This is a genomic window from Diaphorobacter ruginosibacter, from assembly GCF_014395975.1.
In the GTDB taxonomy this organism is placed as follows: domain Bacteria; phylum Pseudomonadota; class Gammaproteobacteria; order Burkholderiales; family Burkholderiaceae_C; genus Diaphorobacter_A; species Diaphorobacter_A ruginosibacter.
In genome coordinates this window covers 4,806,572-4,826,199 of sequence record NZ_CP060714.1, presented here as the reverse complement: position 1 = coordinate 4,826,199, position 19,628 = coordinate 4,806,572, and the positions used below count along the sequence as shown (strand labels likewise).

At 65.1% G+C, this 19,628-nt stretch carries 17 protein-coding genes; 7 read left to right on the top strand and 10 right to left on the bottom strand.

Translation table 11 applies throughout. From position 1 onward, the window contains the following. The first annotated feature begins 369 nt into the window (after window positions 1-369). The gene (locus tag H9K76_RS21705; protein ID WP_187597328.1) at window positions 370-945 is read left to right on the top strand and encodes a phosphonate degradation HD-domain oxygenase; all 576 of its coding nucleotides are present in this window, start codon (window positions 370-372) and stop codon (window positions 943-945) included. Here H9K76_RS21705 and H9K76_RS21700 read toward each other — a convergent pair. After that, the gene (locus H9K76_RS21700; RefSeq protein ID WP_187597327.1) at window positions 927-1,421 is read right to left on the bottom strand and encodes a MarR family winged helix-turn-helix transcriptional regulator; all 495 of its coding nucleotides are present in this window, start codon (window positions 1,419-1,421) and stop codon (window positions 927-929) included. The genes H9K76_RS21705 and H9K76_RS21700 overlap by 19 nt on opposite strands. Window positions 1,422-1,601: 180 nt before the next feature. Here H9K76_RS21700 and recA point away from each other — a divergent pair, with 180 nt between their 5' ends. Both recA and recX read left to right on the top strand, forming a co-directional pair. Continuing rightward, window positions 1,602-2,693: a recombinase RecA gene (gene recA / locus H9K76_RS21695; protein ID WP_187597326.1), complete on the top strand. Its 1,092-nt coding sequence runs from the start codon at window positions 1,602-1,604 to the stop codon at window positions 2,691-2,693. 129 nt (window positions 2,694-2,822) lie between these two features. Further along, window positions 2,823-3,308 (top strand): recombination regulator RecX, encoded by a 486-nt coding sequence (gene recX / locus H9K76_RS21690; RefSeq protein WP_187597325.1) that lies wholly within the window; start codon window positions 2,823-2,825, stop codon window positions 3,306-3,308. 20 nt (window positions 3,309-3,328) lie between these two features. Here the strand turns inward: recX and H9K76_RS21685 are convergent, their stop codons facing one another. From H9K76_RS21685 to H9K76_RS21655, 7 genes are all read right to left on the bottom strand, one after another. After that, window positions 3,329-3,745 (bottom strand): hypothetical protein, encoded by a 417-nt coding sequence (locus H9K76_RS21685; protein WP_187597324.1) that lies wholly within the window; start codon window positions 3,743-3,745, stop codon window positions 3,329-3,331. Between the two features lie 18 nt (window positions 3,746-3,763). Continuing rightward, window positions 3,764-4,315 (bottom strand): DUF4234 domain-containing protein, encoded by a 552-nt coding sequence (locus H9K76_RS21680; protein ID WP_187597323.1) that lies wholly within the window; start codon window positions 4,313-4,315, stop codon window positions 3,764-3,766. 11 nt (window positions 4,316-4,326) lie between these two features. Then, entirely contained in the window at window positions 4,327-6,792 is a 2,466-nt protein-coding gene (locus tag H9K76_RS21675) for a DUF1631 family protein (RefSeq protein ID WP_187597322.1), read from the bottom strand. A 163-nt stretch (window positions 6,793-6,955) separates the two neighbouring features. Then, entirely contained in the window at window positions 6,956-7,912 is a 957-nt protein-coding gene (gene secF, locus H9K76_RS21670; RefSeq protein ID WP_187597321.1) for a protein translocase subunit SecF, read from the bottom strand. 14 nt (window positions 7,913-7,926) lie between these two features. Then, complete coding sequence (gene secD, locus H9K76_RS21665; RefSeq protein WP_187597320.1) at window positions 7,927-9,846, bottom strand: protein translocase subunit SecD; 1,920 nt, start codon at window positions 9,844-9,846, stop codon at window positions 7,927-7,929. Window positions 9,847-9,976: 130 nt separating this feature from the next. Continuing rightward, a complete protein-coding gene (yajC, locus tag H9K76_RS21660) occupies window positions 9,977-10,306 on the bottom strand; it encodes a preprotein translocase subunit YajC (protein ID WP_187597319.1) in 330 nt (109 codons plus the stop codon). 255 nt (window positions 10,307-10,561) lie between these two features. Next, the gene (locus H9K76_RS21655; RefSeq protein WP_187597318.1) at window positions 10,562-14,185 is read right to left on the bottom strand and encodes an indolepyruvate ferredoxin oxidoreductase family protein; all 3,624 of its coding nucleotides are present in this window, start codon (window positions 14,183-14,185) and stop codon (window positions 10,562-10,564) included. A gap of 174 nt (window positions 14,186-14,359) precedes the next feature. Between H9K76_RS21655 and H9K76_RS21650 the strand changes: the two genes are divergently transcribed. Together H9K76_RS21650 and H9K76_RS21645 are read left to right on the top strand one after the other, a co-directional pair. After that, on the top strand, window positions 14,360-14,845 hold the full coding sequence (locus H9K76_RS21650; protein WP_187597317.1) for an Lrp/AsnC family transcriptional regulator: 486 nt from the start codon (window positions 14,360-14,362) through the stop codon (window positions 14,843-14,845). Between the two features lie 212 nt (window positions 14,846-15,057). Further along, window positions 15,058-16,752, top strand: a complete 1,695-nt coding sequence (locus H9K76_RS21645; protein WP_187597316.1) for an MFS transporter — start codon at window positions 15,058-15,060, stop codon at window positions 16,750-16,752. A gap of 23 nt (window positions 16,753-16,775) precedes the next feature. On the opposite strand, the gene mltA is transcribed toward H9K76_RS21645, so the two are convergent. Beyond that, the gene (mltA, locus tag H9K76_RS21640) at window positions 16,776-17,984 is read right to left on the bottom strand and encodes a murein transglycosylase A (protein WP_187597315.1); all 1,209 of its coding nucleotides are present in this window, start codon (window positions 17,982-17,984) and stop codon (window positions 16,776-16,778) included. Here mltA and H9K76_RS21635 point away from each other — a divergent pair. Together H9K76_RS21635 and H9K76_RS21630 are read left to right on the top strand one after the other, a co-directional pair. Then, window positions 17,917-18,057 (top strand): hypothetical protein, encoded by a 141-nt coding sequence (locus tag H9K76_RS21635; RefSeq protein ID WP_187600821.1) that lies wholly within the window; start codon window positions 17,917-17,919, stop codon window positions 18,055-18,057. The two genes, mltA and H9K76_RS21635, sit on opposite strands and share 68 nt — an antisense overlap. Before the next feature lie 199 nt (window positions 18,058-18,256). Continuing rightward, on the top strand, window positions 18,257-18,901 hold the full coding sequence (locus tag H9K76_RS21630; RefSeq protein WP_187597314.1) for a YiaD family glycine zipper/OmpA-like lipoprotein: 645 nt from the start codon (window positions 18,257-18,259) through the stop codon (window positions 18,899-18,901). 97 nt (window positions 18,902-18,998) lie between these two features. On the opposite strand, the gene H9K76_RS21625 is transcribed toward H9K76_RS21630, so the two are convergent. After that, entirely contained in the window at window positions 18,999-19,628 is a 630-nt protein-coding gene (locus H9K76_RS21625) for a response regulator transcription factor (protein ID WP_187597313.1), read from the bottom strand.

The window sequence follows — 19,628 nt, the reverse complement described above, 5'->3', positions numbered from 1 at the left end:
CGCCAAGGGCGGTAATGGGGAATAGACAAGACGACTCCTGAGATTTCTGAAACTGGCTGCGCAGCGGCGAGCACATGGCAGAGGCACGCCCGGATGCGCAGGGCCCGGGGGTGCGCGGCAGGCGATGGCATGGCCTGACCCACCCGGGGCGGCACATGTGTTATCAATTTAAATCAAATAAACACACGTGTAAGTTAAAAGTTACGAAACCGTCACAATCGTTCCACCAATACGGTTAAACATTGTTATTTGCTCATTGATGGATACTGTTTTGATTCAAATCAAGCGATCTTGGCCGCACTTCGGATTCATGCATCAGATAGACAGTTTTCCTTCCGGTGCTGTGCGTCCCGTGCAAGGAGCGCCTTTGTGGGCCTGAACATTGCCGATATCGTCCACCTGTTCGAAACCCGGGGCCACGCCCGATACGACGGCGAGCCGGTCACCCAGTTGGAACATGCTCTCCAGACCGCCCACTTCGCAGAACAGTCCGGCGCCGGCAGCGACCTGATCACCGCCGCCCTGCTCCACGACCTGGGCCACCTGCTGCACGGCATGCAGGGCTCACCCACCATCGAGGGCGTCGACGACCTGCACCAATACCTCTGCATTCCGTTCCTGCGTGGGCTGTTCGGCGAGGCCACGCTGGCGCCCATCCGCATGCACGTCGAGGCCAAGCGTTACCTCTGTGCGCGCGAGTCCGGTTATCTCGCGTCGCTCTCGGCCGATTCCGTGCGCAGCCTGTCGCTGCAAGGCGGTGTCTTCACGCAGGATCAGGCCCGGGAATTTGCCGCCCGACCTTTCGCGCAGGAGGCCATTGCGCTACGCCGCTGGGACGATCAGGCCAAGGATGGCCAGGCCACGCCCCCGGAGCTCTCCCACTTCGTGCACCACATGGAGCATGCGGCCGCACTGCACACCCGATTTCAGTCCGCTCCCGCGTAGGCCTCGAGGCCCAGCGCCACCACCGTCGCGACATCCTCGCCCACGGCCTCCCGAAACTCGGCTTCCGCCTGCGCCACCGCCATCTCAAACGCCTTGAGCCATGCCAGCCCCGTCTCCGTGAAACGCACGATACGGGCGCGCGCGTCGTGCGGGTCGGACGCCTTGGTCACCAGCCCCCAGGCCTCGCATTGGTCGACCAGGCTGGCCATCGCCTGCTTGGTCATGCCTGCGGACTGCGCCAGGTCCGTCACGCGATCGCCCGCCAGCGACAGGTGCCGCGTGATGTGGATATGGGCTGCGCTGACCTGCTCGCGTGCCGCCAGGTTCGAGAGCGCCAGCGGCACCTCCACGTCGTGCGCCATGAGCTGGTAGACGCGCTCGTCGAAGCGGCGCATGGCATGTCCGAGCAACCGGCCCAGATGGGTTTCACGCCAGGCATCGGAGGCGGGAGCTGCCGGGTGCAGGTTGTCGGACATGGGCGTATTCCTTGCGTTGTGCCGTGGATGGCATATTGTCAGGCAAACTGACTAAAAACACCTTTGACGGAAAAGTATCCCGGCATAAACTACTGCTCAAGCATACAGACTGTTATTAAATACAGTTATTCTCAGATTCAAACGGAAAGCGCAATGGCAACAAGCAAGAGGACCCCATCCATGGACACCACTGTGAAGAGCACCGTAGACACCAGCGAAAAGGCCAAGGCGCTGCAAGCCGCCCTGGCACAGATCGAAAAGCAGTTCGGCAAGGGCACCATCATGCGCCTGGGCGAAGGCGAGAAGATCGAGGACATCCAGGTCGTCTCCACCGGTTCGCTGGGCCTTGACGTTGCGCTGGGCGTGGGCGGCCTGCCCCGCGGCCGTGTGGTCGAGATCTACGGTCCCGAAAGCTCGGGCAAGACCACGCTCACGCTGCAGGTCATTGCCGAAATGCAGAAGCAGGGCGGCACCTGCGCGTTCATCGATGCGGAACATGCGCTCGACACCTCCTATGCGCAAAAGCTTGGCGTGAACCTCAGCGACATGCTGATCAGCCAGCCCGACACCGGCGAGCAGGCGCTCGAGATTGTCGATTCACTGGTGCGCTCCGGCGCGGTGGACCTGATCGTCGTCGACTCGGTCGCCGCGCTCACGCCCAAGGCAGAAATCGAAGGCGAGATGGGCGACGCCCTGCCCGGCCTGCAGGCCCGCCTGATGAGCCAGGCACTGCGCAAGCTCACCGCAACCATCAAGAAGACCAATTGCATGGTCATCTTCATCAATCAGATCCGCATGAAGATCGGCGTGATGTTCGGTTCGCCCGAGACCACCACCGGCGGCAATGCGCTGAAGTTCTACGCCTCCGTGCGTCTCGACATCCGCCGCACTGGAACCATCAAGAAGGGCGACGAGGCCATCGGCAACGAGACCAAGGTGAAGGTCGTGAAGAACAAGGTCTCGCCTCCGTTCAAGACGGCCGAGTTCGACATCCTGTTCGGCGAAGGCATCTCGCGCGAGGGCGAAATCATCGACATGGGCGTGAACGCGCGCATCATCGAGAAGAGCGGTGCCTGGTATGCCTACAACGGCGAGAAGATCGGCCAGGGCCGCGACAACTCGCGCGAATTCCTGCGCGAGAACCGCGACCTCGCCATCGAGATCGAGAACAAGGTGCGCGAGTCGCTGAACATCCCGCTGATCGGCGTGACTGCCGTGGCCGCGGCGCCTGGCGCGGGCGGCGACGAGGCCGAGGACGACGGCGAAGCCTGATCCGCTCGCGCTGCGCCACTTTCAACAGTTTTCTTTGCAATTGTCGAATCATTTTCGACTTCACGGGCCGCACAGCCACCCTGGCTGGACGGCCCCTTTTTGCTTTATTGCCGGATTGGTTGTCAGCCCATGGGATTCGCCAAATTGTCGCTCAAGGGCCGCGCGCTGAAATTGCTGGCCCAGCGCGAGCACTCGCGCAAGGAACTCGAGGCCAAGCTCGCGCGCCATGTGAACGAGGAGGAAGGCGACGACCTGAACGCCATCCTGGACGAGCTGGAGGCGAAGAATTTCATCGACCCCGAGCGGGTTGCCGCGTCCGTCGTGCATCGCCGCGCAGCGCGCATGGGCACGCAGCGCGTCGTGCAGGAACTGCGCAGCAAGGGCCTCGATGATGCGCTCATCAAGGCCACCGCGGCCGAGCTGCAGGCCAGCGAGCTCGAACGGGCCGCCGCCGTCTGGCGCGCCCGCTTTGGCGGCAGGACGATCGCCGACACGCCCCAGGAACGCGCCCGGCAGATGCGTTTTCTGGCCGCACGCGGTTTCGGCGGCGATGTGGTGCGCAAGGTGCTCAGGAATGCGGGAAGCCCCGCTCCAGACGACGATGCCTTCGACTGAAGCTGCGACAGCGGAAGCGGCTACTCGTAGGTGATGGCCACGCCCGAGGCCTCGCCCTGCTTCTTGAACGCCCGGGCGTTGCCCGCGCCCGAAATGACGAGTTGCCCGTCGGCTCTCCATTGCAGCCGCAGCGGTGGCCGGCCATCGACGGCCAGCGCATTTCCGGCGCAGTCCTTAATGTCCGCGTGGGCAGGCACGATAGACACCTGCGTGTTCTGTCCCGTGGTTGCGCCGCAGTTGCGCGCAAAGGTCACGGCCACATAGTCACCTCGCGGCGAGGCCAGGGTGTCCAGCACTTCATTCTGGCATTGCACCTCGCAGCCGCCGAGCGCCGTCGTCATGAGGATGCAGGCCGAAAGGCGCCGCCTCGAACGCATGAGACGGATCGCGGACTGCAGCCGCCGGGACTTGTTCTTGGTTTTCTTGCGTGTCGCCATGGTCTCCATCTTTGCTTGTCATGCGCCCATTTCGTCGATCGCGGCCACCACGCTGAATATCACGAGAACGATACCCAGCAGCACCACGGGCCAGTCCCATCCGGTCAGCCGCGCATTGCGCTCGAAGGGCGTCGCGCACAGCTGTTCATTGAGGCGGTTCGCGCAGGACTGCACCGGCAGCAGGAACACGAAGCCGAAGAGGCTCAGCAACCAGAACGGAGCCGGCAGCAGATCGAACGCGTTCGCCGCAATATAGCCCAGGCCCAGCAGGACAGGCCGCAGCCCCGAGCGGCCATTGGCCTGCAGGTCGAGCGCACGCACCCGCGCGAAAAGCACGAAGCCATAGAGGAAGAACAGCAGCGTGCGCCGGGCCGGCGAGAACGCCTGATCGCTGCTCCATGCACGGACATGCTGCCAATGCCGGTAGAACCAGTACAAGTGGTACAGCCCCAGCGTGCAGACGCTCAGCAACGCAAACTTGCGCAGCGACACGGCAAAGAACGGCGGCAGCGCAGCGGAGGGCGCCGCACTGTCCGTGTACGCGTTGGGCAAGGTCTGCGGCAGGGCCATAGGGACAGCGCCTATCCGAGCAGCCGCTCCGGATTGGCATGGAGCTTGACCAGCGCATCGCGCGTCGCGCGCATGGTCAGGGCTTCCTCTTCCTTGGCCACCAGCAGGCCCGACTGCAGGTAGGCACCCAGGCGGCGCAACTGGATCAGGTAGCTGGTACCGTCCATGGCCACGAACAGGTGCAGCTGCTTGCGCTGGCTATGCCATGCGTACTGCACCTGCGCCGAGTTGCCGTTGTGGTCGAGCGTGAACCAGGCACCAAGCGACATCTGCTGCGCCCAGCGCACGATCTCGTCGCGCACCGCCGTGCCGTTGTCGGGAATCACCTGCAAGGACGAGGCATCGATGCCCAGCAGCATTTCGACGTTCTCGGCATTGAGCGCAATATCGCCCGCATCCGTATCGCCGATCACGTCCTCCAGATTGGCGAGGCGCTTGACCATGGCATCGATGTGCGCGCGCGGGATGGTGGCCGTCTTCGAGAGGAAGGCATCGGCCAGGGTATCGGTGAGAATCTTGATCTGCGCATCCTGCGGCGCCCCGCTGACCCCCGTGAGGCTCAGGCCATGTCGCAGGTTCTGCAGCAGCGCCGGCAGGTGCTGGATGACCTGGGCGCGCTCCGCGCGATGCGGCTTGGCGCTCGCGGCCCAGACCAGGTCGGCGGCAGAGCGCTTGAGCGCCACCGTGTCGGCGTGCTGCGGACCGTTGCGCAGGGCGGAGACCGCCAGCACCTCGGCCCAGCTCTTGAACAGGAAGTCGCGGATCTCGTCGCGCACCTGCATGTCCTTGAGCATGTCCCGCAGCTCGATCGTGTACTGCACGGCCAGCGTCTCGCGCTGCTCCACCTGCTGGGCCACGCCCACGATCTTCTGCGTGCTCGAGCTCTCCGCGAGCGACTTCGCGATGAAGCGCTCAAACTCCTCGAACACCAGCTGGAAGACGCGGCTGCCGGTCTCGGGGTACTGCTCGATCACCTGCACGATGCGACGCACTTCGGCTTCCAGCGCCGTGCCGTTGATGGTGGCGGCATCGAAGCCCAGCACGCACGAGCCCATGCGATCGATGAGCTGGCGCGCGGGATGCGTCATGTTGCTGAAGAAATCGGGCTCGGCCAGGGCCACGCGCAGCACCGGCACCTGCAGGCGCGCAAACCAGACGCGAATGGACGGCGGCAGGCGATCCTCGTTCAGGATGCTCTGGAACATCAGCGCCACCACTTCGATGATCGCCTTTTCGCTGGCCGTGGTGGCCTTCTTCTTGAATTCCGTGGCGCGCTCGCGCATGGCGCCCATCACCTGGTAGACGACCTGGGGTGAATAGTCCTGCGGCTGCGTCATGGCCGCCATGCCTCCCGGGACGGTCACCAGCATGGTGTCGGGAGAGATGTTGCGATAGTCGGTCATGGCCTGCACGAGCGCCGCCGACGCCGGTGGCGCGTTGACCATGTCGTAGTTCATGACCGGCTGGGTCAGCATGTTGCGCAGTTGGACCATCACGGCTGCCGCACGCTGGCGCGCGCGCTGCAGCGGTGCAATGAATGGTGCGGCCACCATCTGTGCATTGAGTTGCGCGTTCAATTGCGCATTGGCCTGCATCTGTGCATTGAGCTGCGCCAGCAACTGCGGCGGAATCTGCCCGGCGCCCTGCGCGGCCGCACCGGCCCACCCCGTCGCCTGGGGCATCACGAACGCGCTGCTGGCGGGCACTCCCGCAAAACCGCTGCCCATGGGCGCGGGTCCGCTGTCGAAGCCGCTGTGGGGCATGCCCGGTGCGGTGGCCCCGCCGGCAGCCGAACCCGATGCCGTGCGCTTGACGCGGGCACGCAGGTCATGGGCCGTGGTGGCGGACACGCCGCGCTCCTCGTACAGCTTGTTGAGCGCCTGGTATTGGCTTTCCAGCAGTTGCGACAACTCGGTCTGCAGCGGATCGAGCATCAGTTGCAGGTCGGAGCGCGACATGCCGCAGTCGATCCATTGATTGACCAGATGCAGGCAGACGGTCTCGGGCCGCAGCAGGTCCTTGGACGACAGCTCCTGCCCCAGCAGCCGCTGAGAACGCAGCCGGACCGTTTCGTAGTGATTGCCCACATGCTCGCTCACCGTGAGGGCGATGCGCGATGCGAGGATCTTGTTCTCCACCACGTCGTCGCTGAGCAGTTCCAGCCCGCCATCGAGGGACAGCTCCTGCGATTGCGTGGTGGATGGTGCCGCAGCCCCTTCGCTTGACGCCTGTGCCGCGTCGAGCCATGCCTGCTTCACACGTGCAAGCCACTCGCGCTCATGTCCGGAATAGGACATCCAGGAGTCGCGGCGCGACTGCATGTCCTTCAAGGTTCCCGTCTGCGCGGCCAGCGTGGATGCGAACTCCTGGAGCCTGTTGCCCAGACCGGGCAGGCCAGCGACCAAGCCCTCGGAAAAACGCTGACGGCCATACTGTGCCAGACGCTGATCGGTGGTGGATGAGGGCGGATATTCCATAGGTGGGGCAATTATGTGCGGCGAAGGCCTATGGGTCTATCCCCCGCCGCCAGACCGGGGACCTGAGCCACATCCTTGATGTTTCTGAAACGGAAAATCAAGAATGTGGCGTCAGGGCTCCCTCATGACATTTCGGGCACCTCATGGTGCCTCGCAGCAGGCCTTATACGGTCGCTCCCGCGTTCGGATCGTTCGGATCGAGGTCCTTGCCCTTGGGAGCCTTGACCAGATCCTCGCGCTTGACGCCCAGCCACATGGCGATGGCTGCGGCAACGAACACGGAAGAGTAGATACCGAACAGAATACCAATAGTGAGTGCCAATGCAAAGTAGTGCAGACTCGGGCCGCCGAAGAAGAACATCGACAGCACCATCGCCTCGGTCGAGGCGTGGGTGATGATGGTACGGCTCATGGTCGAGGTGATGGCGTGGTCGATCACTTCGGCCGTGCTGAGCTTGCGGAACTTGCGGAAGGCCTCGCGGATCCGGTCGAAAATCACGACCGACTCGTTGACCGAGTAGCCCAGCACCGCCAGCACACCCGCCAGCACGGACAGCGAGAACTCCCACTGGAAGAACGCGAAGAAGCCCAGGATGATCACCACGTCATGCAAGTTGGCGATCACTGCGGCCACGCCGAACTTCCACTCGAAGCGGAAAGCCAGGTAGATGATGATGCCCAGCACCACCATGCCGAGCGCCATCAGGCCGCCATGCACCAGTTCCTCGCCCACCTGCGGGCCGACGAACTCGGTGCGACGCAGGGTCACGGATGGATCAGCCGCCTTCAAAGCGGTCATCACCTGCTCGCTCTGCTGCGCCGAGGTGACGCCCTTCTGCACCGGCAGGCGGATCATCACATCACGCGAGCCGCCGAAGTTCTGCACCGTCACGTCCTGCGTGAAGCCCGCGGTCGCCACGGCCTCGCGCACCTTGCCGATGTCAGCGGTCTGCTGGTAGGCCACCTCCATGACCGTGCCGCCCGTGAATTCCACGGACAGGTGCAGGCCGCGCGTGAGCAGGAAGAACACCGCAAGCGCGAAGGTGATGGCAGAAATCGCGTTGAGAACCAACGCGTATTTCATGAACGGAATGTCTTTTCTGATGCGGAAAAACTCCATGGTCTTCCCCTTTCTTATTGATCGCCATCGCTGTCGCTGACAGCACGGCCCGAGGCCACGGAGCGGTGGCCGGAATCACCTTCCGGCTTCCAGACCTGGCCGATGGAGACGCTCTTGAGCTTCTTCTGGCGGCCGTACCAGAGATTCACCAGGCCGCGCGAGAAGAACACGGCGGAGAACATGCTGGTCAGAATGCCGATGCAGTGCACCACCGCAAAGCCGCGCACCGGGCCGGAGCCGAATGCGAGCAGCGCGAGGCCCGCGATCAGCGTGGTCACGTTCGAGTCCAGGATGGTCGCCCAGGCATGCTGGTAACCGGCGGAAATCGCCTGCTGGGGCGCAACGCCCGCGCGCAGTTCCTCGCGGATGCGCTCGTTGATCAGCACGTTCGAGTCGATGGCGACGCCGAGCGCCAGCGCCATGGCCGCAATGCCCGGCAGCGTGAGCGTGGCCTGCAGCATCGACAGGATGGCCAGCAGCAGCAGCACATTCACGCCCAGCGAGATCGTCGAGATCACGCCGAAGATCATGTAGTAGAAGCACATGAACACCGCGATCGCTGCCATGCCCCAGACCACGCTGTGGATACCGCGCTGGATGTTGTCTTCGCCCAGGCTCGGGCCGATGGTGTATTCCTCGATGATTTCCATGGGCGCGGCCAGCGAGCCGGCACGCAGCAGCAGCGAGGTGTCATTGGCTTCCACCGTCGTCATGCGGCCGGAAATCTGCACGCGTCCGCCGCCGATTTCCGTGCGGATCACGGGAGCGGTCACGACCTCGCCCTTGCCCTTCTCGAACAGGATGATGGCCATGCGCTTGCCCACGTTGTCGCGGGTCACGTCCTTGAAGATGCGCGCGCCCTTGGCGTCCAGCGTCAGATTGACGGTGGGCTCCTGGGTCTGGCCGTCGAAGCCGGGCTGTGCGTCGTTGAGGTTCTCGCCGGTCAGGATGACCTGCTTCTTGACGATCACGGGCATCTGGTTGCGGTCGAGATACTTCTCGCTGCCGAACGGCACGGGGCCTTGGCCCAGCTCGGCCGATCGTGCCTCGGAGCTCTCGTCCACCAGGCGCACTTCGAGGGTCGCCGTGCGGCCCAGGATGTCCTTGGCCTTGGCCGTGTCCTGCACACCGGGCAGCTGGACGATGATGCGGTCCAGTCCCTGCTGCTGGATCACCGGCTCGGCCACGCCGAGTTCGTTGATACGGTTATGCAGCGTGGTGATGTTCTGCTTGAGCGCCTGCTCCTGCACCTTGCGCATCGCATCGGGCTTGATCGTGGCGCGCAGCACGAAGCCGTCGCCCTGCGGGCTGCTGGTGGTGACCAGGTCGGGGAAATTGTCGGAAACCAGGTTCCGCGCGGCCGTGAGCGTGGCGTCGTCGCGCACCTTCACCTCGACCGCGTCGCCGTCACGGCTCACGCCGCCATGGCGGATGTTCTTGTCGCGCAGCGAGGAGCGCAGGTCACCCGCATAGGACTCCACCTTCTTGGTGATGGCCGCGGCCATGTCCACCTGCAGCATGAAGTGCACGCCGCCGCGCAGGTCCAGGCCCAGGTACATCGGGCGCGCATGCAGCGCGGTCAGCCAGGCCGGCGAGCGCGTGAGCATGTTCTGGGCCACGATGAACGTCGGGTCGGACGAATCGGGGATGAGCGCCTTCTCGATGACCGACTTGGCCTTGGCCTGGTTGTCGACCGAGTCGAAGCGGGCAAAGATCGAGTTGCCCTCGAGCACCACGGAGTCGGGCGTGAGGCTGCCGGCCTTCAGCGCTTCTTCCACGCGCTGCCGCACGGCGTTGTCCACCTTCACGGTCGCCTTGATGGACGACACCTGTACTGCGGGAGCTTCGCCGAAGAAGTTCGGCAGGGTGTACAGCACCCCCAACAGCAACACGATCACCATGATCGCGTATTTCCAGACCGGATATCGGTTCATGATCGCGCTCTTCACTATCACGGAGAGTGATGAACCGGCCCGTCAGGCCCCGCTTGAGGGCCTGCCCCGCCGGTCCATCGACGACGGGCGTGCATCACGCACGCCCGCAACGGACTTGGACGAAGCCGTATTACTTCAGCGTACCCTTGGGCAGCACCTGCGCCACGGCTGCACGCTGGATCTGCACTTCCACGCCTTCGGCGATCTCGATGTGCACGAAGCCTTCGCCCAGGCGCGACACCTTGCCCAGGATGCCGCCGGAAGTCACGATTTCGTCGCCCTTGGCCAGCGCGTCGATCATGGCGCGGTGCTCCTTCTGGCGCTTCATCTGGGGACGGATCATGATGAAGTACAGCACCACGAACATCAGCACCAGCGGCAGCATGCCGGTGAGCGAACCCATCAGGCCACCTTCAGCGGCGGCCGGAGCAGTCTGGGCAAAGGCATTGGAAATAAACACTTGAGGACTCCACTTCTATCAGCAGGGATGGTCGATTGGGAACAATTCGAGAGGCCCGGCTTTCGCCAGAGCAACAGGACATTGTATTCGTGGCGCTTTCATATGGCGCGCCAAAGCCCGATCACGGTCAGGGCATGAGATGGGCCCAAAGCGGCACTTTGCAATCGCCAGGCCAGAAAAAAAGCTTCCACAGCCCCTGTTTCAGGCTGCGGAAGCTATATTTTCAGTAGCAATCGAAAGCTGCAAGACAGGCCATCAGGCCGTCTGGCGTTGCTCCACAGGAGCACCGCGCCACTGCGCGAGCAGGCCCTGCCACTTGGTGCGCGCCGCCTTCAGGTGGCGCTCCTTCACATGGCCGTAGCCGCGGATGTCTTCCGGAATGCGGGCGATCTCGATGGCCAGGGCCAGATTGCGCGCATCCAGGCCCTTCAGGACTTCCTCGATGCTGCCGCGGTATTCCTTGATCAGCGCACGCTCGGTGCGGCGCTCCTCGGTCTTGCCGAATGGATCAAGCGCCGTGCCGCGCAGGCCCTTGAGCCCCGCGAGCACGCCGAAGGCCTTGCGCATCCAGGGGCCGTAGCTCTTCTTGATGAGCTCGCCCTTCTCATTCTTCCTGGCCGTGGCCGGAGGTGCGAGATGGTGCACGATGCGGTAGTCGCCCTCGAACATGTTCTCGATCTTCGAGACGAACACCGGATCGGTGTGCAGGCGAGCCACTTCGTACTCGTCCTTGTAGGCCATCAGCTTGAACAGATAGCGTGCCACGGCCTCGGACAGCTTGGTGCTCTGGCCGAGCTTGGCCTCGGACTGGCGCACCTTCTCGACGAAATCGCTGTACTGCTTCGCGTAGGCGGCGTTCTGGTAGCCCGTGAGGAACTCCACGCGCTTGGCCAGCATCTCGGCCAGGCTCGGCTTCTTCACGAACTCGATCACCTGCGCGGCCTGGAACAGCGCCTGCACTTCGGCCAGCTTGTAGGCGCAGCGGCGGCCCCATTCAAACGCAGCCTTGTTGTTCTCGACCTGCACGCCATTCAGTTCGATGGCACGCATCAGCGAGGCATGCGTCAGCGGAATGCGGCCCTTCTGCCATGCGTACCCCAGCATCAGCGGGTTGGTGTAGATGCTGTCGCCCAGCAACTGCACCGCCACCTGCTCGGCATCGAACAGGCCGACCAGCTCGGCGCCGACAGCGTCCGCAATCGCGGCTTCGCAGCTCGCCTCGGGAAACTGCCAGTTCGGGTTGTTCACGAACGCCGCCGAAGGCGTGCCGTGCTTGTTCAGCGCCACGAAGGTGCGGCCCGGCTGCATCACGGACAACGTGGTCTTGGTGGCGGCGACGATCGGGTCGCAGCCGATCACCAGGTCGGCCTTGGCCGTATCGACCTTGGTCGTGAAGATGGCTTCGGGACGGTTGGCGATCTGGATGTGGCTCCATGTCGAGCCACCCTTTTGCGCGAGACCCGCGGCATCCTGCGTGATCACGCCCTTGCCCTCGAGGTGCGCGGCCATGCCGAGCAGCGAGCCAATGGTGATCACGCCCGTGCCGCCCACGCCCGCCACCACGATGCCCCACGCGGATTCCGCCACCGGCAGCACCGGCTCGGGGATCGGCAGCATGGTGGTCAGGTCGCCCTTCTTCTCCTTCTTGGGCTTCTTGAGCGCGCCGCCCTCGATGGTGACGAAGCTCGGGCAGAAGCCGTTCACGCAGGAGTAGTCCTTGTTGCACGAGTTCTGGTTGATGCGCCGCTTGCGGCCGAATTCGGTTTCCACCGGCTCCACGGACAGACAGTTCGACTTGGTCGAGCAGTCGCCGCAGCCCTCGCAGACCAGTTCGTTGATGAGCACGGTCTTGGCGGGCGTGGCCAGCTTGCCGCGCTTCCTGCGGCGGCGCTTCTCGGTGGCGCAGGTCTGGTCATAGATGATGGCCGTGCAGCCCTTGACCTCGCGCATTTCACGCTGGATGCGGTCGAGTTCGTCGCGGTGGAACACCTCGATGCCCGGCGGCAGGTCGTTGACCAGCTCGGCATGCTTGGCGCGCGCCGCATTGGCATCGAGCTGGTGCGTGCGGCCATGGTATTTCTCGGGCTCGTCCGTCACCACCACCAATCGGGCGATGCCTTCGGCACGCAGGCTGTGCGCGATCTGTGCCACCGAGTGCCCCTCGGGACGCTCGCCCACCTGCTGGCCACCGGTCATCGCCACGGCATCGTTGTAGAGGATCTTGTAGGTGATGTTGGCGCCCGAGGCAATGCTCTGGCGGATCGCCATCAGGCCGCTGTGGAAATACGTGCCGTCGCCGAGGTTGGCGAACACGTGGTTTTCCTTGGTGAACGGCGCCTGGCCCACCCACGTCACACCCTCGCCGCCCATCTGCGTGAAGGTGCTGGTGTTGCGGTCGGGCATCCAGGTGGTCATGTAGTGGCAGCCGATGCCTGCCACGGCGCGCGAGCCTTCGGGCACGCGGGTGCTGGTGTTGTGCGGGCAGCCGCTGCAGAACCATGGCACGCGGTCGCCGGTCTGCTGCTGGGGCTCGGCCAGCGCGCGCTCACGCGCCTCGATGACGGCGATGCGCTCGTCCATGCGGCGTGCGATGTCGCCCGACACGCCGAGCTTCTTGAGGCGCTTGGCAATCGCCTTGGCGATGATCGCGGGGGTGAGGTCGGCCTTGGGGCGCAACAGCCAGTTCTGGCTGGGATTGGGCATGCTCCATTCGCCGCCCGAGTTGTCGCCCTCGATCTCGTCGAACTTGCCGAGCACGTTGGGGCGCACGTCGGCACGCCAGTTGTAGAGCTCTTCCTTGAGTTGGTACTCGATGACCTGGCGCTTCTCCTCGACCACCAGGATTTCCTGCAGGCCCTGGGCGAAGTCGCGCGTGATGGTCGCCTCGAGCGGCCACACCACGTTCACCTTGTGCAGGCGAATGCCGAGCTGGTGGCAGACGTCATCATCCAGGCCCAGGTCGGCGAGCGCCTGGCGCGTGTCGTTGAACGCCTTGCCGCTCGCGATGATGCCGAAGCGGTCGTTCTGGCCGCTGATCACGTTGTAGTTCAGCTTGTTGGCACGCACATAGGCCAGCGCGGCGTACCATTTGTAGTCCATGAGCCGCGCTTCCTGCTCCAGCGGCGGATCGGGCCAGCGGATGTGCAGGCCGCCCACGGGCATCTGGAAGTCCTCGGGAATGATGATCTTCACGCGATCCGGATCCACCGAGACGCTGGAGGAAGACTCGACCACTTCCTGGATGGTCTTGAGGCCCGACCACAATCCCGAGAAGCGGCTCATCGCAAAGGCGTGCAGCCCCATGTCGAGGATGTCCTGCACGCTGCTCGGGAAGAACACGGGCAGGCCGCAGGCCTTGAAGATGTGGTCGCTCTGGTGCGCGGCCGTGGAGCTCTTGCTGATGTGGTCGTCGCCGGCGATCGCGATCACGCCGCCGTGCTGCGACGTGCCCGCCATGTTGGCATGCTTGAACACGTCCGAGCAGCGGTCCACACCGGGGCCCTTGCCATACCAGATGCCGAAGACGCCGTCGAATTTCTTGGTGTCGGGATAGAGGTCGAGCTGCTGCGTGCCCCAAACGGCCGTGGCCCCCAGTTCCTCGTTCACGCCGGGCTGGAACACGATGTTGTTCTCGGCCAGATGCTTCTTGGCGCTCCATAGCGACTGGTCGTAGGTGCCCAGCGGCGAGCCGCGGTAGCCGCTGATGAAGCCGGCGGTGTTCAGCCCCTGCATCGCATCGCGCTGGCGCTGCAGCATGGGCAGGCGCACCAGGGCCTGGACCCCGCTCATGAACGCTCGACCCGAGTCGAGTGTGTATTTGTCTTCCAGCGTGACGCTCTCGAGCGCACGGCGTACGTCTTCGGGCAGTGGGGCGTTCATGCCTTGTCTCCGTGATGGTCGTGGGTGGCCGCCTTTTGAGCAGCATCAATTATTCGAGCAATTCCGTTGTCGCTCGTATCCGCGCAGTGTATGCGCGGAAGGCGGATATGTGTTTTCTTTTTTTGCCGTGTTTACCCCAATGTAAGAAAGATTCTTTCCCAAAACAATCGCAGGATGGAAAGTTTGGACAAATTCGATCTCGCGATCCTTTCGGAGCTTCAGGACAACGCCCGCCTGACCAACGCTGAGCTCGCACAACGCGTAGGCCTGTCGGCCGCGCCCTGCTGGCGCCGCGTGCGCGCGCTGGAGGAAGCGGGCTACATCAAGGGCTATCACGCCGAAATCGACCGCCACAAGGTCGGGCTGGGCGTCTTTGCGTTCGTGCGGCTCGACGCGGAGCGCAACACGGGCGACCTGACCCGTGCCATGGAGGAAGCCATCGCGCAGATTCCGGACGTGGTCGCCTGCCACTACATCAGCGGCAGCGGCACCTTCGAGCTGCAGGTGGTGGCGCGGGATCTGGACAGCTTCTCGCAGTTCGCCCGCAACGTGCTGCTGAACCTGCCCAATGTGAAGGACATGCACACCAGCTTCTCGCTCGGCGAGGTCAAGCATGCCGGCGCGCTGCCGCTCACCCATCTCTCCACGGGCCGCGAGTGAAGAACCAGCGAGGAATGAGTGAGGGACCAATGACGGTGCGCTGATGTGCCGTGCGGGGGAAAGGGTGGGGGTATGGGCAGCTCGGAAGGCGACCGCATATTCCACCAGGCGGCATTCGCGCAAACAGATCTTTCACATTTCCCGGGCTGGCCACCCTGAAGCGTCGGCGGGAGGTGCAGAAAGGCCGGCTTCGCCGCGACAATCGGCCTGACATGTCCTCACAGCCCCCCAACGACACCGACCCCGCGCAGGCGGCAGCCGCCGACAACAACGAACGCGCCGACAGCGCCGAGGCCGCCGCTGCCGCGGAGCTCCGGCGCAGCGCGGCCGAGCGCGCATCGCAGTCGCCCTTCGCTCCGCTCTCGGTGCCCGTGTTCCGCATGCTCTGGGGCACCTGGATCGTCGCCAACACCTGCATGTGGATGAACGACGTGGCCACGGCCTGGCTCATGACCACGCTGACCACCTCGCCCGTGCTCGTCGCGCTGGTGCAGACCGCGTCGACCGCGCCGGTGTTCCTTCTCGGCCTGCCAAGCGGCGCCCTCGCGGACATCCTGGACCGCCGCAAGTACTTCATGATCACGCAGTTCTGGGTGGCAGGCGTTGCCATGGTGCTGTGCGCGGCCATCCTGAGCGGCGGCATGACCGCGCATGTGCTGCTGGCACTCACCTTCGCCAACGGCATCGGCCTGGCCATGCGCTGGCCGGTGTTTGCCGCCATCGTTCCCGAACTCGTCAGCCGCCAGCAACTGCCCGCGGCGCTCGCGCTCAACGGCGTGGCGATGAATGCCTCGCGCATCATCGGCCCGCTGCTGGCGGGCGCCATCATCGCCAGCCTCGGCAGCCACTGGGTGTTCGTGCTGAACGCCGTGCTCTCGCTGGTCGCGGGCTTCACCATCATGCGCTGGCGCCGCGTGCACCCCGACAACCCGCTGGGCCGTGAACGCCTGGCCAGCGCCATGCGCGTGGGCGTGCAGTTCGTGCGCGAGTCCCCCGCCATGCGCGCGGTGCTCTGGCGCATCTCGATCTTCTTCTTCCACGCCACCGCCCTGCTTGCACTGCTGCCGCTGGTCGCACGCGAACTCGAGGCGGGCGGCGCCGGCACCTTCACCCTGCTGCTGGCCTCGATGGGTGTGGGAGCGATCGGCGCCGCCCTGTTCCTGCCGCGCCTGCGCCAGATGATGACGCTCGACCAGCTGGTGGCGCGGGGCACGCTCGCACAGGCCGTCGCCACGGCCGTGATCGCCGTCGCACCAAACGTCTATGTGGCCGTACCCGCCATGATCCTGGCCGGGGCGGCCTGGATCACCACCGCCAACTCGCTCACCGTCGCCGCGCAGCTCGTGCTGCCCAACTGGGTGCGCGCGCGTGGCATGTCGATCTACCAGATGTGCATCATGGGCGCGACCGCCGCGGGCGCGGCGCTCTGGGGCCAGGTCGCCTCGCTGCTGAGCGTGCACGTCAGCCTGGGCATTGCGGCCGCATCGGGCGTGGTCATCATGACGCTCATCCAGCGTGTCGTGCGCAACCGCCAGGCCGAAGAGGACCTGAGCCCCGCACAGGCCCTGATCCGCCCCAAGGCGAGCACCACGCCGCAGGCCGGCCTGCACCTGGTCGTGACCATCGAATATTTCATCGACCCGGCCCGCGCCCAGGAATTCAGGGCCGTGATGAAGGAAAGCCGCCGCACCCGCCTGCAGCAGGGCGCCCTGCACTGGGAGCTGGAACATGACATCGCCGATCCGCGCCGCTATGTGGAACGCATCCTCGATGAATCATGGGTGGAGCACCTGCGCCGCTTCGACCGGTCGACGAACGCGGACATGGCGCTGCGCGACCGCAGGCTGGCCTTCCATGTGGGAGAGAACCCCCCGGTGGTGACGCGCTACGTGGTCGAGATCGAATAGCCGCGCCTACCCTGGCGAGCCGCTCAGCGCGGCCACAGCGCCCACAGGCGCAGGTTCTGCTTCAGGCGTCCCGCCACCTCGCCGGCCTCGTGCCCCCAGCCGGTGAAGAAGTCGGCGCGCACCGCGCCCAGGATTGCACTGCCCGTGTCCTGCGCCAGCACCAGGCGCGAGAGCTGGACCGTCGGGCCGGCCGAGGCCAGCCACACCGGTGTGCCATAGGGAATGCTCGCGCGATCGACGGCAATCGAGCGACCGGGCGTGAGCGGAACGCCCTGCGCGCCGCGCGGGCCGAAGGCGGCATCGAGCGCGCTCAGCGGCTCTTCCCTGAAGAACACATAGCGCGGGTTGGCCCAGAGCAGCTCGTTCACGCGCTGCGGGTTCTGCACCGTCCATGCGGTGATGCCGGGCCAGGTCGCATCGCGCACCAGTCCCTGGTCGAGCAGCCACTTGCCGATGCTCTTGTAGGGCTGGTCGTTGGTGCCGGCGAAGGCCAGGCGCACCAGGCGCACGGAGCCGTCGGCCTCCTGCACGCGGATGCGGCCCGAACCCTGGATGTGCAGCACCATGGCCTCGACGGGATCCTTGACCCAGGCGATCGCCTTGCCGGCGAGGGCGGCCTGCGCGGCAGGCAACGTGTCGATCTGCTGGCGCGTGTACCAGGGCTTGCGCACGCCCAGGTCGGCCGGGGGCGCGTACAGCGGCACGTTGTAGCCGTTGCCCGGTGCGCGCGCGGCATCCATCAGGGGCTCGTAGTAGCCCGTGAGCATGCCGTCGGTGCGGCCGTCGGTGGCCTCCACGCGATAGGGGCGCAGCTTCTCCATCATCCACGCACGCTGCTCCTCGCCCGTGGCGATCGACAGGCGGCGCACGTCGGCGCACAGCGGAGCGAATGCCGGCGCGGGCTTCTCGCAACTGCGCAGCCAGGCATTCCAGGCCTCGAACAGCGCATCATCCGAAAAGCCCGGCAGGTCGTTCCACTCGACCGGAACCCAGCGGCTCTTGGACTGGTTCAGCGTGCCCGGCACCGGGTGATAGACGGGCGGCGGCGCGGTGGTCGCGCCGGTATCAGGAGGCGGAGCAGGGGTTTGGGGCGGTTTCGTGGAACACGCAACTAGCGTTCCTACAATCAGCGTCGTTGCAACCAGGCGCAGGAGTCGAAAATTCATGGGATTGATTCTGATTGAAGCGCTGCTCGCGCTGGTCATCTTGGTCGCTATTGTCTGGTGGACCATGTTCTCGGGCCGCAAGAAGGGGGAACTGCCATCCGCGAGTGTCCCGCCGGAACGCAAGGATAGCGCCGACTGAGAGCCTGTTGCCGGTTGACAAGCTTTTGCATTCCGGCGCCCTCCCGCGACGCAGGCTCCGGCTCCACGCGCGGGGGCGTCCTACAGACCGTGCCCCCGCAGCTTGCTACTCTGCCAGCCTGAATCGAGTGCGCTTCGCCGCACCCTCCTGCACACGATGTGCGGGGGCCGAATGAGTCAACGAGGATTAGGAGGTCAACATGCGTAAAACACTATTGGTCGGAAGCCTTGCCGCAGTGATGCTCGTCACCGGCTGCGCCAACATGAGCGACACCCAGCGCCGCACCGCCACCGGAGCGGGCGTCGGGGCCCTGGGCGGCGCCGCCGTGGGCGCGATCACCGGCGGCCATGCGGGCACTGGCGCCGTCATCGGAGCGGGCGTGGGCGCCCTCGGCACCTATCTGTGGTCCCAGCACATGGAGCGTCAGAAACAGGAAATGCAGGCGGCCACCCAGGGCACGGGCGTGGTCGTGACGCAGACCCCCGACAATCAGCTCAAGCTCGACATCCCGAGCGACATCTCGTTCGCCACCAACCGCTCCGACATCCAGTCGAACTTCCAGCCGATCCTGGACAAGTTTGCGGAAGGCCTGCGCAACAACCCCGCGACGGAGGTGCGCATCGTCGGCCACACGGACTCGACCGGCACGGATGCCATCAACAACCCGTTGTCGCTGGACCGCGCCACCAGCACGCGCAACTACCTCACCTCCCACGGCGTGAGCGGCTCCCGCATTGCCGTGGAAGGCCGTGGCTCGCGTGAGCCGGTCGCCACCAACGACACCACCGAAGGCCGCGCGAAGAATCGCCGCGTGGAGATCTTCGTGGGGCAGCGCCAGGGCTGACCTGGCCACACGCAGCAAGCCGCGCTATCCGGCCGCCCCTCCCTCTCACACGGGAGGGGTAGCAGCATCCTTGAAAACCGCGGAAACCTGAGACCTCTCAGGCGTTGTCACGCAGCAGGTTCGCCAGCTCCACCGCCGATTTCACCTGCATCTTGTCGAACAGCCTGGCCCGGTGCACCTCCACGGTCCGCACGCTGATATCCAGCTGATCCGCGATCAGCTTGTTCGGCAAGCCCTCCACCACGAGGCGCATCACATCCCGCTCGCGGTCGGTCAGCTCGGCCAGCCGGTCCCGCACCTCGTGCTTTGCCTGCGATGCCTCCAGGTAGGCCGCCGACTGCTCGAGCGCCGCCTCGATGCGGTTGACCAGCTGGTTGTCGGAGAACGGCTTCTCGCAGAAATCGAATGCACCACGCTTGACCGTGGCAACCGCGGTCGGCACGTCGGCGTGCCCGGTCAGGAAGATCACCGGCATGGCCGCGATGTCGCCGCGCTCGGCCATGCGGTCGAACAGCGCAAGGCCGCTCATGCCCGGCATGCGCACATCCAGCAGCAGGCAGCACGGCTGGCGCTGTGCGGGGCGCTCCATGAGCATCACCTCGAAGGCCTCGGCGCTCGCGAAGGCCTCGCTCGGCAGGCGGCGCGAGCGCAGCAGCCAGGCGAGCGCCTCGCGCACTTCGGCGTCATCATCGACGATGTAAACAGTAGCGTTGGAGACGGGTTCCAT

Coding starts and splice junctions, on each gene's coding strand:
- H9K76_RS21700 (WP_187597327.1), bottom strand. CDS start 1,421: ATGTCCGACAACCTGCACCCGGCAGCTCCCGCCTCCGATGCCTGGCGT.
- recA (WP_187597326.1), top strand. CDS start 1,602: ATGGACACCACTGTGAAGAGCACCGTAGACACCAGCGAAAAGGCCAAG.
- recX (WP_187597325.1), top strand. CDS start 2,823: ATGGGATTCGCCAAATTGTCGCTCAAGGGCCGCGCGCTGAAATTGCTG.
- H9K76_RS21685 (WP_187597324.1), bottom strand. CDS start 3,745: ATGGCGACACGCAAGAAAACCAAGAACAAGTCCCGGCGGCTGCAGTCC.
- H9K76_RS21680 (WP_187597323.1), bottom strand. CDS start 4,315: ATGGCCCTGCCGCAGACCTTGCCCAACGCGTACACGGACAGTGCGGCG.
- H9K76_RS21675 (WP_187597322.1), bottom strand. CDS start 6,792: ATGGAATATCCGCCCTCATCCACCACCGATCAGCGTCTGGCACAGTAT.
- secF (WP_187597321.1), bottom strand. CDS start 7,912: ATGGAGTTTTTCCGCATCAGAAAAGACATTCCGTTCATGAAATACGCG.
- secD (WP_187597320.1), bottom strand. CDS start 9,846: ATGAACCGATATCCGGTCTGGAAATACGCGATCATGGTGATCGTGTTG.
- H9K76_RS21655 (WP_187597318.1), bottom strand. CDS start 14,185: ATGAACGCCCCACTGCCCGAAGACGTACGCCGTGCGCTCGAGAGCGTC.
- H9K76_RS21650 (WP_187597317.1), top strand. CDS start 14,360: ATGGAAAGTTTGGACAAATTCGATCTCGCGATCCTTTCGGAGCTTCAG.
- H9K76_RS21645 (WP_187597316.1), top strand. CDS start 15,058: ATGTCCTCACAGCCCCCCAACGACACCGACCCCGCGCAGGCGGCAGCC.
- H9K76_RS21635 (WP_187600821.1), top strand. CDS start 17,917: ATGGGATTGATTCTGATTGAAGCGCTGCTCGCGCTGGTCATCTTGGTC.
- mltA (WP_187597315.1), bottom strand. CDS start 17,984: ATGGTCCACCAGACAATAGCGACCAAGATGACCAGCGCGAGCAGCGCT.
- H9K76_RS21630 (WP_187597314.1), top strand. CDS start 18,257: ATGCGTAAAACACTATTGGTCGGAAGCCTTGCCGCAGTGATGCTCGTC.
- H9K76_RS21625 (WP_187597313.1), bottom strand. CDS start 19,628: ATGGAACCCGTCTCCAACGCTACTGTTTACATCGTCGATGATGACGCC.